The sequence below is a fragment of the Polynucleobacter sp. AP-Nickl1-40-C4 genome (assembly GCF_035012665.1).
In the GTDB taxonomy this organism is placed as follows: Bacteria; Pseudomonadota; Gammaproteobacteria; order Burkholderiales; family Burkholderiaceae; genus Polynucleobacter.
This window is the reverse complement of record NZ_JAYGQR010000002.1, coordinates 284,052-300,308: the sequence shown is the minus strand read 5'-3', so window position 1 is coordinate 300,308 and position 16,257 is coordinate 284,052. Positions and strand designations below refer to the sequence as shown.

12 protein-coding genes and 1 tRNA gene are annotated in these 16,257 nt (G+C 45.9%); 4 read left to right on the top strand and 9 right to left on the bottom strand.

Features of this window, described 5'->3' with window-relative positions; all coding sequences use genetic code 11:
* Positions 1–23 precede the first annotated feature (23 nt).
* The gene (locus VC182_RS03820) at positions 24–989 is read left to right on the top strand and encodes an Hsp33 family molecular chaperone HslO (protein WP_323484547.1); all 966 of its coding nucleotides are present in this window, start codon (positions 24–26) and stop codon (positions 987–989) included.
* A gap of 4 nt (positions 990–993) precedes the next feature.
* Here the strand turns inward: VC182_RS03820 and ftsB are convergent, their stop codons facing one another.
* The 4 genes from ftsB to VC182_RS03800 are packed head-to-tail and all read right to left on the bottom strand — an operon-like array spanning position 994 to position 5,182.
* Positions 994–1,299, bottom strand: a complete 306-nt coding sequence (gene ftsB, locus VC182_RS03815) for a cell division protein FtsB (RefSeq protein ID WP_216241690.1) — start codon at positions 1,297–1,299, stop codon at positions 994–996.
* Positions 1,300–1,319: 20 nt separating this feature from the next.
* Positions 1,320–2,606: a phosphopyruvate hydratase gene (gene eno / locus VC182_RS03810; RefSeq protein ID WP_072582415.1), complete on the bottom strand. Its 1,287-nt coding sequence runs from the start codon at positions 2,604–2,606 to the stop codon at positions 1,320–1,322.
* A gap of 41 nt (positions 2,607–2,647) precedes the next feature.
* Positions 2,648–3,511, bottom strand: a complete 864-nt coding sequence (gene kdsA / locus VC182_RS03805; RefSeq protein ID WP_323484546.1) for a 3-deoxy-8-phosphooctulonate synthase — start codon at positions 3,509–3,511, stop codon at positions 2,648–2,650.
* 9 nt (positions 3,512–3,520) lie between these two features.
* Entirely contained in the window at positions 3,521–5,182 is a 1,662-nt protein-coding gene (locus VC182_RS03800; RefSeq protein WP_323484545.1) for a CTP synthase, read from the bottom strand.
* A 111-nt stretch (positions 5,183–5,293) separates the two neighbouring features.
* Here VC182_RS03800 and VC182_RS03795 point away from each other — a divergent pair, with 111 nt between their 5' ends.
* Together VC182_RS03795 and VC182_RS03790 are read left to right on the top strand one after the other, a co-directional pair.
* Positions 5,294–5,482, top strand: a complete 189-nt coding sequence (locus tag VC182_RS03795; protein WP_072582412.1) for a superinfection immunity protein — start codon at positions 5,294–5,296, stop codon at positions 5,480–5,482.
* A 175-nt stretch (positions 5,483–5,657) separates the two neighbouring features.
* Positions 5,658–8,243 carry a bifunctional aconitate hydratase 2/2-methylisocitrate dehydratase gene (locus VC182_RS03790; protein WP_072582411.1) on the top strand — a complete coding sequence of 862 codons (2,586 nt, stop codon included), beginning with the start codon at positions 5,658–5,660 and terminating at the stop codon, positions 8,241–8,243.
* Between the two features lie 82 nt (positions 8,244–8,325).
* On the opposite strand, the gene VC182_RS03785 is transcribed toward VC182_RS03790, so the two are convergent.
* The 3 genes from VC182_RS03785 to VC182_RS03775 are packed head-to-tail and all read right to left on the bottom strand — an operon-like array spanning position 8,326 to position 13,834.
* Positions 8,326–9,156 (bottom strand): spermidine synthase, encoded by an 831-nt coding sequence (locus tag VC182_RS03785; protein WP_323484544.1) that lies wholly within the window; start codon positions 9,154–9,156, stop codon positions 8,326–8,328.
* Positions 9,101–13,138 carry a phosphoribosylformylglycinamidine synthase gene (gene purL, locus VC182_RS03780; RefSeq protein ID WP_323484543.1) on the bottom strand — a complete coding sequence of 1,346 codons (4,038 nt, stop codon included), beginning with the start codon at positions 13,136–13,138 and terminating at the stop codon, positions 9,101–9,103. The genes VC182_RS03785 and purL overlap by 56 nt, the downstream gene beginning before the upstream one ends.
* Before the next feature lie 21 nt (positions 13,139–13,159).
* Positions 13,160–13,834 (bottom strand): ABC transporter ATP-binding protein, encoded by a 675-nt coding sequence (locus VC182_RS03775; protein ID WP_083564203.1) that lies wholly within the window; start codon positions 13,832–13,834, stop codon positions 13,160–13,162.
* Between the two features lie 2 nt (positions 13,835–13,836).
* On the opposite strand from VC182_RS03775, the gene VC182_RS03770 reads away from it, so the two are divergent.
* Entirely contained in the window at positions 13,837–14,508 is a 672-nt protein-coding gene (locus tag VC182_RS03770) for an arylesterase (protein WP_323484542.1), read from the top strand.
* 18 nt (positions 14,509–14,526) lie between these two features.
* Here the strand turns inward: VC182_RS03770 and VC182_RS03765 are convergent, their stop codons facing one another.
* Complete coding sequence (locus VC182_RS03765) at positions 14,527–15,990, bottom strand: peptidylprolyl isomerase (RefSeq protein ID WP_323484541.1); 1,464 nt, start codon at positions 15,988–15,990, stop codon at positions 14,527–14,529.
* 108 nt (positions 15,991–16,098) lie between these two features.
* A tRNA-Val gene (locus VC182_RS03760) sits at positions 16,099–16,174 on the bottom strand.
* Between the last annotated feature and the right edge of the window lie 83 nt (positions 16,175–16,257).

The following is a 16,257-nucleotide window of genomic DNA, read 5'->3' as shown; positions in this document are numbered from 1 at the left end:
AAAAAAAGTGGATACTTTGCCCTATGAATGAATTACTAGTCTTTATGTGTGATGGCGCCCCAGTTCGCGGGGAAATTGTGTCCATTGGGAGCGCCTGGCAGGCCGTTTTAGAGCGTCGTAATGACCCCCCTGCCGTCCGTCGGATTCTGGGCGACTTTGTTGGTGCCGCCACCCTTTTAAGTGCCAGCCTTAAATTTGATGGAACCCTCATTATTCAAGCGCAAAGCAAGGGTCCTATTCAGCTGCTGGTTGTGGAATGTAAGTCTGATTTGTCCATGAGGGCTACAGTCAAGCTTTCAGTAGACCCCTCTGAAATAATGCCCTACGCAACCTTGGCCGATCTACTGGATGTTAGTGGCAGCGGAAGATTGGTGATCACCTTAGATCCAGCAGATCGTGAGCCAGGACAGGCACCCTACCAAGGCATCGTAGCGCTACAAGATCATCAAGGCGCAGTCATTAAGCCGGTTACCAGCGCTGCAGAGGCTATAGCCCTGTATATGCAAAACTCCGAGCAATTAGACACACGTATTTGGCTTACTTCCAGCGATACTCATGTTGGCGGCTTATTGCTACAGCGTTTACCAAATTCTGGGGGTCATGCACATCTAGATCCGCAGGTTGCTGCTGAAGGCTGGTCACGTATTCAAACGCTTGGTGAAACAATTACTGATGAAGAGCTGTTAACGCTTCCACCAGAGACTATTTTGAGGCGTTTATTTTTAGAAGAGTCCGCCGAAAACGGTGTACGCAGCTTCCCTGCTCGCCCCATTCGTTTTGCTTGCAGATGTTCTCGTACTAAGGTTGCGGATATCTTGCGAATGCTTGGTGAAGAAGAGGTTCAAAGCATTCTTGCAGAGCAAGGAGCCGTGGAAACCGTCTGCGATTTTTGTGCAAAACCATATCGCTTTGATGCGGTTGATTGCCTTCAGGTGTTTAAAACTGATTTATTGAGTGATGCTATAAGGCCGCCATCTAGCGGTCATTAAACAGCTACTGTTTTGTGGCTTGGGAAGTTGATGTCTTATCCGCTGGCAAGATTTGCACGAAAAACTCACCCTCTTTAATTAGGCCATGCTCAACACGCGCCCGCTCTTCAATAGCTCGAGTGCCGTCTTTCAGATCTTTAACATCGCCAGATAGCTTGGCATTGCGAAGAGCCAAGAGACTATTTTTAGCCTCTTGAAGCTCTACTTGTCGCTCCATCTCGTAAACCTTTAGCCATCCACCCTTACCCAGCCAAAGTGGGTACTGGATTGCTATAAGCAATACCAGCATAGAGTAGATGACGATCCGCATAAGCTATTAAGAACTCTGAGTTAGCGTTTGAGGTTATAGAAAACAGATTTACCTGGATAAGTTGCCACATCACCCAGATCTTCTTCAATACGCAACAGCTGGTTATATTTAGCAATGCGATCGGAGCGAGATAAAGAACCGGTTTTAATTTGACCTGCGTTGGTGCCAACAGCAATATCTGCAATGGTGCTGTCTTCGGTCTCGCCAGAGCGATGGGAAATTACCGCAGTGTAGTTTGCGCGCTTAGCCATCTCAATAGCAGCAAACGTTTCTGTCAAAGTGCCAATCTGATTAATCTTAATCAGAATAGAGTTGGCAATGCCTTTGTCTATTCCCTCTTGGAGGATGCGGGTGTTTGTAACAAACAAATCATCACCAACCAATTGAATTTTCTTACCAAGCTTTTTGGTAATGTCAGCCCAACCATCCCAATCACCTTCATGCATACCATCCTCAATCGAAACGATTGGGAACTGGTCTGTCAAGTTACCAAGGTAATCAGAGAACTCGCTTGAGCTTAATTGGAGACCTTCGCCTGACAAGTGATATTTGCCATCTTTGTAGAACTCACTAGCAGCGCAATCTAGGGCCAATAGAACATCTTCGCCTGCCGTATAGCCTGCACCCTCAATTGCCTTCATAATGGTCTGCAAACATTCGTGATTACTCTTGAAGTTTGGTGCAAAACCACCCTCATCACCAACAGTAGTTGGCATACCTTGAGCGCCTAAGATCTTTTTTAGCTCATGGAAAATCTCTGCACCACAACGAAGTGCGTCACGGAAGTTTTCGGCGCCAACTGGCATCACCATGAATTCTTGAATATCCAAACTATTATTGGCGTGAGCACCACCGTTCACGATGTTCATCATAGGCACTGGTAACTGCATACCGCCAGAGCCTCCAAAATAACGATATAAAGGCAGACCCGCTTCTTCAGCTGCTGCTCTGGCAACGGCCATAGAAACTGCAAGCGTTGCATTTGCACCTAAGCGTGCTTTGTTATGAGTGCCATCTAATTCAATCAGAGTGCGATCAAGAAAGGCTTGTTCACTAGCATCAAGCCCAAGAATAGATTCTGCAATCTCAATATTGATGTTTTGAACAGCCTTGAGAACACCTTTACCCAAGTAACGTGACTTGTCTCCATCGCGCAACTCAATTGCCTCACGAGATCCTGTGGAAGCTCCAGAAGGTACTGCCGCGCGACCCATAACGCCTGACTCAAGCAAAACATCGCACTCAACTGTTGGGTTGCCGCGCGAATCCAGAACTTCTCTACCGATGATGTCAACAATGGCGCTCATGCACCTTCTCCTTAAAACAATATGAAATGGGTTTTAATAACTTACTTAAAGCTGTCTTCTAAAAAACTTCCAGATGATTTAACGACTCCATCGATCGCTACCAAGGACTCAAGTAGCTCTTTCATGCGATCCAAAGGAACAGCATTCGGTCCATCGGACAATGCTTTTGCTGGATCAGGATGGGTTTCCATAAATAGGCCGCTAATGCCGACTGCTACAGCAGCACGCGCCAAAACGGGTACGAATTCACGTTGACCGCCGCTAGAATTGCCTTGACCTCCAGGCAATTGAACTGAATGAGTAGCATCAAATACTACTGGTGCATTGGATTCACGCAAAATTGCCAAGCTACGCATATCTGAAACCAGGTTGTTGTAGCCAAAGGAGGCGCCACGTTCGCAAACCATAAATTGATCTGGAAGATTTTTTTCAGCAGCAGCTACTCGAGCCTTCTCAATAACATTCAGCATCTCGTGCGGCGAAAGAAACTGACCCTTCTTAAAATTAACCGGCTTGCCACTTTGAGCGCAGGCGCGAATGAAGTCGGTTTGTCTGCATAAAAAAGCTGGGGTCTGCAATACATCTACAACGCTAGCTACGGCAGTAATTTCGCTGATGTCATGAACATCTGTAAGCACCGGAACGTTAACTTGCTTTTTAACCTTAGCCAAAATCTCTAAGCCCTTATCCATACCCAAACCACGGAAAGACGTTCCTGATGAACGATTGGCCTTATCAAACGATGACTTGTAGATAAAGGGGATCTTTAGAGCAGAAGTAATTTCTTTCAATTGACCCGCAATATCAATAGCTGATTGCTCGGACTCAATGACACAGGGGCCAGCAATTAAAAAGAAGCGATGATCTAGACCAACGTCAAAGCCACACAACTTAAATGCGCTCATATTCTTCCTTTATGCAGCCTGCTTTTCAGCGGCTGTTTGGTGCTCAAGTGCAGCGCTAATAAAGGCTGAGAACAAAGGGTGTCCATCCCGTGGTGTTGAAGTAAATTCAGGGTGAAACTGCACACCGAAGAACCAAGGATGCATAGATGTTGGTAATTCCATCATCTCTGGCAACTCTTCATTAGGGGTTCTAGCTGAAATAATCAAACCAGATTTCTCCAGCTGAGGTACGTAGGTATTGTTTACTTCATAACGATGACGATGACGCTCATTTACCTCAGGACCGTAAATGCGATGGGCTAAGGTTCCAGCTTTAACTGGACAGCGTTGCGACCCAAGACGCATAGTGCCGCCCAAATCAGAGTCGTTAGTGCGTTTCTCTACTCGCCCTTCTCTGTCCAACCATTCGGTTATCAGGGCAACAACAGGCTGTTCAGACTGAGGATCAAATTCGGTGCTATTTGCTTTCGTGAGGTTCGCTACATGTCTTGCAAATTCTATTACGGCCAATTGCATACCCAAGCAAATACCTAAATAAGGAACGTTATTTTCACGTGCATAACGAATGGCAGCAATTTTTCCTTCAGTGCCACGCTTACCAAAGCCACCGGGAACCAGGATAGCGTCGAGATTTTGTAGACATCCAATGCCATCTTTTTCAATGACTTCGGAATCAATGTAATTAATATTGACGCGAGTATGCGTATGAATACCGGCATGACGCAAAGCTTCAATCAGTGATTTGTATGACTCCGTTAGCTCCACATACTTGCCAACCATACCAATGGTCACTTCGTGTTGTGGGTTTGCCATTTCATAAACTAGATTAGCCCAAACAGAAAGATCTGCTGGCTTGGCTTTGAGATCTAGTTGACGGCAAATTAAATCATCCATGCCTTGGGCTTGGAGCATTTCAGGAATCTTATAAATTGTGTCTACATCCCAAACTGAAATCACCGCTTCTTCACGAACATTTGAGAACAAAGATATCTTTGCACGCTCATCTTCAGGAATTGGTCGGTCAGCACGACAGAGCAATACTGTCGGCATGATGCCAATTTCACGAAGCTTCTGAACAGAGTGTTGCGTTGGTTTAGTTTTTAACTCACCGGCGCTATGGATATAAGGGACGAGAGTCAAATGAACAAAAGCGCAATCATGCAAAGGTAGTCGCAAGCTCATCTGTCTTGCAGCCTCTAAGAACGGTAGTGATTCGATATCACCAACGGTACCGCCGATTTCGCAAATAGCAACATCTACTTTGCCATCATGACTAGCTTTAGCGCCGCGCTCTACAAAAGCTTGGATTTCATTTGTAATGTGCGGAATAACTTGGACTGTTTTTCCAAGATATTCACCGCGACGCTCTTTGCTGATAACTGACTCATAAATCTGGCCAGTGGTGAAGTTATTACTTTTGCGCATCTTTGCAGAAACAAAGCGCTCATAGTGACCCAAGTCTAAATCGGTCTCAGCACCATCTTCGGTTACAAAAACCTCTCCGTGCTGCAGTGGGCTCATAGTGCCCGGGTCAACGTTGATATAAGGGTCTAATTTTAGGAGGGTGACTTTCAGGCCGCGGGATTCAAGAATCGCGGCAAGCGAGGCAGCTGCGATTCCTTTCCCTAAAGAAGAAACCACACCACCAGTGACAAAAACGTATTTGGTCATCGCTTAAGCTCTGTTGGAAAAAGTAATTATAACGATAGCCATCAGGGGCGGGAGAATTTCAAAATCGTTAATATAGGATCTTATCTACCCAAATCTAATGATTTATTACCTATGCGCCTTTTATTTGCGACATTAATCACCATTCTTTCCCTCTTCTATTTCCTCCCTTTTGCTATTGCATTTCACAAAAAAAGGGCAAATACAGGGGCTATTTTTGCCTTAAACCTGTTTTTAGGATGGTCTCTGATTGGCTGGGTAGTTGCACTGGTTTGGGCCCTCAAAGAAGAGCAAGTTGTGTAATTGACCCATTTTTCAAGTCATGGGTCCAAATAAAGCCCTGATTTTGGCTAATTTGCCTATTTTTTAGGGTTTAAACTCTTATATAAGACTTGATTTAGCAACTATAATTTGTCAAAACGGGAGAGAATTCCCTTTTGGCCTTTCTATTGATCACCTTTACCTCATAGGAAACATAATGTTAGAAGCCTATAACGCCCTCGCCGCTGAACGCGCAGCCCTCGGTATTCCAGCCCTGCCCTTAACCAAGGATCAAACCTCTGAACTGGTGAAGTTGCTGAAAAGCCCACCTGCCGGTAAGGAAACTGAGCTAGTTGAATTAATCACCAACCGCGTTCCTGCTGGTGTTGACGATGCAGCTAAAGTTAAAGCTGAGTTCTTAGATGCTGTTGCCAAAGGTACAGAAAAATCCCCATTAATTTCCCGCGTACGTGCTACTGAACTTTTGGGCACGATGCTAGGTGGTTACAACATCAAACCTTTAGTAGAGCTTTTATCTGACTCTGAGTGTGGTGTTGCTGCTGCCGAAGCGCTCAAGAAAACACTCTTGATGTTTGATTATTTCAACGACGTTCAAGAACTTGCTGAAAAAGGCAATGCGAATGCTAAAGCAGTAATGCAAAGCTGGGCCGATGCAGACTGGTTTACTAGCCGCCCTGCAGTTCCAGAAAGCATGAAGTTAACTGTTTTCAAGGTAACAGGTGAAACCAATACCGACGACCTTTCTCCTGCGCCTGACGCATGGAGCCGCCCTGATATTCCGCTGCATGCAACCATCATGCTCAAGAACCCCCGTCCTGGCATTGAGCCAGATGAGAGTGGTGTTCGTGGTCCGATGAAGCAAATCGCTGCTCTCCAGAAAAAAGGCAATCAAATTGCCTACGTTGGAGACGTAGTTGGTACAGGCTCATCACGTAAATCTGCAACAAACTCTGTTCTCTGGTGGACAGGTCAAGATATTCCGTTCGTACCCAACAAGCGTTTTGGTGGTGTGTGCTTAGGCACCAATATTGCCCCGATCTTCTTCAACACAATGGAGGATTCCGGAGCATTGCCAATTGAATTAGATGTTTCTCAAATGAATATGGGTGATGAGATTGAACTGCGCCCATACGAAGGAAAAGTATTTAAAAACGGTAAGGAAATTACCACTTTTACATTGAAGTCGCCCGTCATTCTGGATGAAGTACGCGCTGGCGGACGTATCCCTTTAATAGTAGGTCGTGGCTTAACCGCAAAAGCTCGCGCTGCCCTGGGCTTACCTGCTTCTACTGAATTCCGCCTTCCAGTTAATCCTGTTGATAACAAGAAGGGTTTCAGCTTGGCTCAAAAGATGGTTGGTAGAGCATGTGGCTTACCAGAAGGCCAAGGTGTTCGTCCCGGCACTTACTGCGAGCCACATATGACTACTGTTGGCTCACAAGACACCACAGGCCCAATGACGCGCGATGAATTGAAAGACTTGGCTTGCCTAGGCTTCTCTTCTGATCTCGTAATGCAGTCGTTCTGTCATACCTCAGCTTATCCAAAACCTGTAGATATTCGCACTCAGCATGAGTTGCCGCCATTCATGACAAATCGTGGTGGTGTTGCCTTGCGACCAGGTGATGGTGTGATCCATAGCTGGTTGAACCGCTTACTCCTCCCAGATACCTGTGGAACAGGTGGCGATAGCCATACTCGTTTCCCAATCGGCATTTCTTTCCCGGCTGGTTCAGGTTTAGTTGCCTTTGCCGCAGCTACAGGTGTGATGCCATTGGATATGCCCGAGTCTGTATTGGTGCGCTTTAAAGGCAAGATGCAGCCTGGCATCACTTTACGTGATCTAGTAAATGCCATCCCTTTATATGCAATCAAAAAAGGTTTATTGACCGTCGAGAAACAAGGCAAGAAGAATATTTTCTCTGGCCGCATTCTTGAAATTGAAGGTCTACCTGACCTGAAAGTTGAGCAAGCATTTGAATTGTCTGACGCTTCTGCTGAGCGCTCTGCTGGCGGTTGTACAGTTCACTTGAACAAAGAGCCAATCATTGAATACATGACATCAAATATCACTTTGATGAAGTGGATGATTGCTAATGGTTATGAAGATAAACGTACTCTCGGTCGCCGTATCAAAGCCATGGAAGCTTGGATTGCTAATCCACAACTTCTCAAAGCTGATGCGGATGCTGACTATGCAGAGATCATTGAAATTAATATCGATGAAATCAAAGAGCCTATCCTTGCATGCCCTAACGATCCGGATGATGTGAAAGTATTGTCTGAAGTAGCTGGCGATAAGATTGATGAAGTGTTTATTGGTTCATGCATGACCAATATTGGCCACTTCCGCGCAGCTGGTCAGGTGCTACAAGGCAAGAAGGATATGCCAACCCGTTTATGGGTAGCACCTCCAACCAAGATGGATGCCATGGTCTTGATGGAAGAAGGCTACTACGGCATGTTAGGCGCAGCTGGTGCCCGTATGGAAAGCCCGGGCTGCTCACTTTGTATGGGCAACCAAGCACAGATCCGCAAGGGCTCAACAGCTGTATCGACCTCTACTCGTAACTTCCCTAACCGCCTTGGTATCGACACTCGCGTGTATTTGGCTTCTGCTGAATTGGCTTCTGTTGCCGCCCTCTTGGGTCGCCTACCTACTCCTGCTGAGTATTTGGAGCAAGTGAAGGCACTTGATGCTAAAGCTGGTGATGTTTATAAATATATGAGTTTTGATAAGCTCAAGTCATTTAGCGATGTTGCAGATACTGTGACTGTGTAATACGCAATACGCTCAACCTAGCAATAGGTTGAACAGCAAAAAAGGCGATCAAACGATCGCCTTTTTCTTTTGCTTCGAAGTATTAGATCGAGAGCTTATTTTCTTGTCGGACATTCTCCCGACTAATGCCTGAGACCCATTTATTGGTAGGAAGCCCGGTTTTTTCAAGAATCAGTTTTGCTCGTTTTGAGACATCCTTCCATTCCGCCTCGAGCTTAGGCCCTTTGAATCCAATCGCCACGACGTTGCAATCATGAGACTCTGGAAATAAGAGCACTCTATTATTAAAGGCTTCGCAGATATTCTTAAGGTTTATATCAAAGCTTTTGTGTCGCGAGAATAAATTCACCGTCATGACGCCGGGTCCTTTGAGAATATCGTAGCAACCTTTATAAAAATCCAAAGAGCTTGCCGCAGGGCCATCGCATATCGCATCATACAAATCAACCTGAACAGCATCAAAGCAGTCTTGATACTTTTTATTCTTGACGAATAGTTTTGCATCAGCCTGTAGAGTTTCTAAGCGGCGATCATCGTCAGGTGTAAAAAACATAGATCTTGCAGAAACAATTACAGCGGGATTGAACTCTACTACGGTAGTTTTCACAGCTGGGCAATATCGATGTTGAAATTTAGTTAATGCGCCAGTGCCTAAACCTAGCTGGGCTATTCGCATGCCGGGCTTAGTTTCCAAAAATAATAGCCAGGCCATCATCTGCTGGTTGTACTCTAAATAAATCTCATCAGGATCACGAATACGCATCGCACCCTGAATAGAATCCGTTCCAAAGTGAAGATAACGAACACCGCCACTTTCAGAAAAAGTGACTGGCTCCATTAATCCGTCAGCAGACAACTTAATTCGCCCAGCGACGGGCATTGCGGAATAAGCGTAGCCAAGGGCTAGCGCCATCCGGGGTATCCAACCATTCAGGCGGACACCAGCTCATCTGTACAGCTCTAAATACACGCTCAGGATGGGGCATCATGACCATAAAGCGACCATCGGGTGTCGTCACTCCAGTTAAACCATTGGGAGATCCGTTCGGATTCATTGGATAAATTTCTGTTGGGTTGCCTTGATGATCCACAAATCGGAATGAGGCCAAGCCTTGCTTTTGAATCTGTTCTAAATTGCCCTGTTGACTAAAGTTGGCAAACCCTTCACCGTGAGCAATGGCGATGGGTATCTGACTACCTTCCATGCCTTGGGTGAATATGGAAGGCGAAGCCATTACTTCAGCCATCACTAAGCGCGCTTCATATTGCTCCGATTGATTGCGTGTAAATTTGGGCCAAGCTTCTGCACCCGGAATAATTCCTGAGAGATTGCTCATCATTTGGCAGCCGTTACAAACACCTAACGCAAAGCTGTCTTGACGCTCAAAGAACTTAGAAAACTGATCACGAAGCTGTTGATTAAACAGAATTGTTTTTGCCCAGCCTTCTCCAGCTCCCAATACATCTCCGTAACTAAAGCCACCACAAGCAATAAGCCCTCTAAAGTCTTCTAATTTAGCCTTGCCACTGAGCAAATCTGACATATGAACGTCATAGCTCTCAAATCCAGCCCAATTAACGGAATAAGCCATTTCCACATGAGAATTAACACCCTGCTCTCGCAAAATGGCCACTTTGGGGCGCGCATTCTTAGCGATAAAGGGCGCTGCAATATCTTCAGAAGGATTGAATGTGAGTTTAGGATTCATGCCCGCATCGGCAACATTGTCCAAGAGCAAGAATTCACTATCAGCACAGGTGGGATTGTCACGTAAACGCGCTATTTGATAGCTAGTGTTAGTCCAGATCTTTTGTAGTACTTCGCGGGGTTCGGAAAAGATATTTTTTGCATCACGCCAAATTTCAATACGGCCGTTGGTATTGGGTTTGCCGATCACATGGCTGTGAGCGCTTAAGCCTAACCTTCTCAATACAGCAAACACTGCATCACGATCTTCTTTGCGAACTTGAATTACCGCGCCTAACTCTTCATTAAATAACGCGCGCATGGTTTGCTCATGGCGACGACCAGATACCTGTTGAGCCCAATTCTTGGCGTCACCATAATCAGGCTCTTGTCCAGCGTCCATAGCGATCATATCTACGTTAAGCGAGATGCCGCAGTGGGAGGCAAAAGCCATTTCAGCAACAGAGGCAAATAACCCACCATCAGAACGGTCGTGATAGGCCAAAAGCTTATTCTCTTTACGCAGCTCAATAATGGCGGCAGCCAAAGACTTCAAATCTTCTGGGTGATCAATATCAGGAGCTGATTTTCCAGACTGATCAAGTACTTGAGCCAAGATACTTCCCGCCATACGATTCTTACCACGCCCTAAATCGATCAAGATCAGCTCAGTCTCTTGTGGAGATCCGTCTTTACCCTTCAACTGCAGAAGAGGTGTCAATGTTTTACGGGCATCTAGCACAGATGCAAAAGCAGAGATAATTAAAGATACGGGTGCGACTACTTTCTTGACCTCATCACCATCTTGCCATGCGGTAGACATAGATAGAGAATCCTTGCCAACTGGAATTGATATTCCAAGCGCAGGACACAGTTCCATGCCAATCGCTTTAACGGAGTCATAGAGCTTGGCATCCTCGCCAGGAGAACCGCATGCCGCCATCCAGTTTGCAGAAAGTTTTACGCTTTCGAGGCTGGCAATATCTGCAGCCAAGAGATTGGTAATCGCCTCACCCACTGCCATGCGTGCAGCAGCTGGTGCGTCTATAACCGCCAATGGGGTTCTTTCACCCATAGACATTGCTTCACCACGATAACCCTTGTAATCCATCAGAGTAACGGCGCAATCAGCTACAGGAACTTGCCATGGACCAACAAACTGGTCTCTAGCATTAAGACCGCCAACAGTTCGGTCGCCAATCGTAATTAAGAATGATTTGCTAGCTACGGTAGGTTGCTGCAAGACCCAGGCTATTGATTGCGCAAGATCAGCATCAGTTACATCCAATTCTTTGAACTCTTGGGCAACTCTTGCAACGTTGCGATGCATCTTTGGAGGCTTACCAAGCAAAACTTCCATCGGCATATCAATTGGCAGCGCCGCATCATCAGATGATGGTTGCTTTGAGTCGCTTAATTTCAGCTGACGTTCTGCGGTTGCTTCGCCAACTACCGCAAAAGGACAACGCTCACGTTCGCAAAATGATTTAAACAGGTCCAAATCATTTGCATCAATAGCCAAAACATAACGTTCCTGAGATTCATTGCACCAAATCTCCGCAGGACTCATGCCACTTTCTTCGAGTGGAACGCTCCGAAGTTTAAATGAAGCCCCCAAACCAGCTCCATCTGCAAGCTCCGGGAATGCATTGGATATACCGCCCGCACCCACATCATGTATAGACACGATTGGATTGTGCTCACCAAGAGCGCGGCAGGCATTAATCACCTCTTGTGCGCGACGCTCCATTTCTGGATTGCCACGTTGTACAGAATCAAAATCAAGATCAGCAGTATTTGTCCCGGTTGCAACCGAGCTTCCTGTAGCACCGCCCATACCAATTCGCATGCCTGGACCACCCAATTGAATCAATAAGTGCCCTGCTTGAATTGCTTTTTTTGCAGTGTGGATTGAATCAATGCTTCCAATACCGCCGGCAATCATTATTGGCTTGTGATAACCACGACGTGTGCCATCTAATGTTTGCTCAAAGACTCTAAAGTAACCACCCAAAATTGGGCGGCCAAATTCATTATTAAATGCAGCGCCGCCTAGTGGCCCTTCAATCATGATTTGTAAAGGTGTAGCGATGCGCTCAGGCTTGCCGTATTTCAGATTCTCCCAAGGAAGATCTGTGCCGGGAATATTCAAATTAGATACTGAGAAACCGGTAAGGCCAGCTTTGGGGCGTCCGCCTATACCAGTGGCACCCTCATCACGAATTTCACCGCCCGCACCTGTAGATGCGCCAGGAAAAGGAGCGATCGCAGTCGGGTGATTATGAGTCTCCACCTTCATAAGGGTATGGACCAAGCGCGTATCTTTTTCATAGCGTTGATCTTTGCCTTGGGGAACCCAGGTTTCCGCTTCGCAGCCAACCATGACTGCAGAGTTATCGGAATACGCAACAATCGTTCCCTCTGGTTTCAATTGGTGAGTATTGCGGATCATGGCAAATAAAGATCGCTCTTGATCATCCCCATCAATTGTCCAACTGGAATTAAAAATCTTATGGCGACAGTGTTCACTGTTTGCTTGAGCGAACATTATTAGCTCAACGTCTGATGGGTTGCGCTTGAGTCTAGTAAAGTTTTCAACTAGGTATGTCACCTCATCATCGGATAAGGCAAGACCTAATTCTTGATTTGCTTTATCGAGAGCAGCCCGACCTTCAGTCATTACCGGTATACGTGTTAACGGCTTGTCTTCCAGTGATTGGTATAAAGCATTAGCGGCGTCAGTTGAATCAATCACTGCTTCAGTCATTCTGTCGTGGACCGCAGCAAGTACCAATTGCTTTTGCTCTGGTGTCAGGGCTTTTTTGCTCTTCCATGAAAATTGAGCACCACGCTCAATACGCAATACGTCCAAGCCACATTGACGGGCGATGTCTGTAGCCTTACTGGCCCAAGGAGAAAGTGTTCCAAACCTCGGAATAACAATGGCACCTTGATTCTCGGTCTTACTACTTCCGAACCAAGATTTTCCTGGATGTATTTTGGAATGAAATGGCTCGCCATAGGTCAATAAACTGGCCATGACTTCTTGATCTTCGGCGTTTAGCTCAGCCTCTGACCATATGAAATGAAGGTATTGAGCTTCAATGGACTCAAGATCAACCCCTTGAGCGGCCAAAGCAGCCAAAAGTCGCTGCTGGCGAAAGGGGGAAAGCGCATCAGCGCCGGGCAAAAAGTGGAAAAAAGACATCCCTAGATTATAAGGTTTTGACTACAGCAATCGACCACCTTGAAGGTGCAATTGCCGCTGGCACCGATCAGCTAGGGCTTGGTCATGGGTGACTAAAATCAGGGTGGAATGATTGGCTCGATTTAGCTCAAAAAGCAGCTCAATAACCCGATTTCCGCTAACCTCATCCAAACTTCCCGTGGGCTCGTCGGCAAATAAAATCTCTGGCTTCATGATGAAGGCCCTAGCTAGCGCTACCCGTTGCTGCTCTCCGCCTGACAAGGTCCTTGGGAAATGGTTGGCTCGTTCGCTTAAACCCACCTGTTCTAGGCAGGCTAATGCATTTTCCTTAGCCATCCCCATCCCATTTAGATCGGCCGGCAGCATGACGTTTTCAAGGGCTGTCAAATGAGGTAGCAATTGAAAGGATTGAAATACAAAGCCTACCTTTTGCCCTCGTAATTTCGCCCGCCCATCTTCATCAAGCTGATTGAGGTTTTGGGCAACCAATTCAACATGCCCACTAGAGGGGGTATCTAAGCCGGCTAGAAGACCAAGCAAAGTACTCTTCCCAGACCCCGACGCGCCAGTAATAGCAACACTTTCACCATCAAAGACATCAAAGCTAATGTCGTGCAAAATAGTTAATGATCCATCGCTAGATAAAACTTCTTTACCTAGATGTATTGCGCTAAGGACCTTGACTGGAATACTCATAAATGAATCAATATATTTGGTTGAAGTTCTTGAGTAAAAAATTGCAAGCCATATTGATGGCAAGCTCCCTATTTTGCCTGTTTATTCCCTTTGGCACAAAGGCTCAGACCAATCCCGTTATTTTGGTTATGGGAGATAGTCTCTCGGCAGAATATGGATTGACACGCGGTACCGGGTGGGTAAAGCTCCTGGAGGACCAACTTCATAAAGAGGCTAGTCTTTGGACTGTTTTTAACGCTAGCATTAGTGGGGAAACCAGTTCCGGTGGCATATCTAGATTACCAAAACTATTGGAACAAAAGAAACCGGGAATTGTCCTTTTAGAGCTTGGGGCAAATGATGCATTACGCGGACTATCAATCCAAGAGTCAGATAGAAATTTACGCAAGATGATTCAATTAAGTAAAAGCTCAGGAGCAAAAGTTCTATTGTTTGGAATGCAAATTCCGCCCAGTTATGGACAAGAGTACACCAAGCAATTTCAGGATCTGTATCCTAAACTTGCTCGCCAGGAACAAGTTGAACTTGTGCCGTTTTTTTTGAAGAACGTTTCCTCTGACATCAATTTATTTCAGGCAGATCGCATGCATCCAAACGAAAAGGCGCAAGCAATACTCTTTAAAAACGTATGGGGCGCTATGGCCCCATATCAAGCACTGCTTAAGAGTAAATAAGTAATTTAGCGATAAAGCTTAGCTACCCGAACCAGATGATGGCGGCTTAAGAGGATTAATTACCTTAACGCCAGCAACACCACGCCAATAAGCCATAAAGCCAGCAAATTCAGACTGAGCTGCCAACGCTTGGATTTGTTGCGCTTGTGCCTTGTGGACCTTGGCATCAACACCTGCGGGTTGCCTTAGCTGATCAACACGATACAGAATGGTGCCAACCCCTGGATTTTGAACAGAAACCAGCGCAGGGAATTTATCGGGATTGACGGACATCACATCATCCAATGCGCTACCTACTAAATTTGCAGGCTTATTCCGAGAAACCCAAACCGGGCTAGCAAAGCCAGCGTTATTCTTTGGGTCTTTTTCTAATGCCGCATAGCGATCTGCGGCAGCGCTTACGGCAAGTTTTTCAGCCATGCGTTGACTTACTTGACGCTTCACTTCAGCGGCAACATCTTTGTAAGGCAAAGTTTGAGCAGGATGGAAAACAAGTACTCTTGCCGAAACAAAAACGCCTGGAGAGATTTGTACGGCTTCAATATTGCGTTTGTTCTTAACGGCATCATCACCAAACAGGGATTGAACTACTTTAGGATTGGCCAGCGGATGATCTTTTGCAACGCCAGATGCACCGGAACGCGTTACGCCCTTCTGTGTTTGAACGCTCAGCTTTAATTTATCTGCAGCTGGCTTAAGGCTATCTGACTGGTCATAAGTCATATTGGCAAATTGATCCGCTTTCTCGCTAAATACTTTCGCATCTTCTTTTGGATCAGCCTTGAGAACGATGTACTCGACATCCACATACTCCGGACTCTCAAATAACTTCGTGTTGGCGGTATAGAAGGCCTGAAGGTCTTCTTGGGAGGGATTTACCTTGCTTAAATAATCTTTTGCATCAAAGGATAGCGCCTGAACTTGACGCTCAGTCTCATACAGGGTTGAAACAATTTCAGATAATTTTGGACTGGCGATTTCCGTACGGGCTACAGAGTTCACCAATTGGCTAATTTTTAAGTCAAAAGCCTGGCTCGCATAAAACTGCTCTTCATTTAAGCCATTGCTAGCCAAGAGCTGTTTAAAGCGCGCATCATCGAAACTACCATCTTGTTTGTATAGTGCGCGAATCTGCGGAATATTTTGCAAGCTCTTCACGAGGGCTTCTTTCCCGACTTGTAAACGCAAATTGCTAACTGCAAACCCAAGGATGCGTTGTTGCAGTAACTCATTCAAAATTGCTTGTCTAAATTGGAGGCTTTGAGCAATCTGCGCATTTCCACCAACGCGCTCAGCTTGACGTTTCGCAGCTGAATCCACTTCTTGAGCAGTAATAGGTTTGCCGTTAACTTTGATAATGTCAGTCTCTTTGTCCAGGAAGCTGGAATAGCTAGAAATTCCAAAGAACGCAAAGGATGGAACAATCAAAAGCATTAAAACAAACTGAAGAATTCGCTGGTGCTTACGGACGGTATCAAACATGTAAAAGTTCGCTAGTAAAAAAGATGAATACCACGAGTGTACTAGGCGCTGGGCTGATGGGTATTGAAATGCCTGAGTAGGCTAAGAAAAAGAAAAGAGGTAATAGTTTGGTGGGCGCTGAGAGGCTCGAACTCCCGACATTCTGCGTGTAAGGCAGACGCTCTACCAACTGAGCTAAGCGCCCCAAATTATTACAGCTGAGATTGTAACCTAAGCGTGGGTTTTGGGTGGATTTTTCGCTAAACCGACCTCTAACCACGAGGAGAA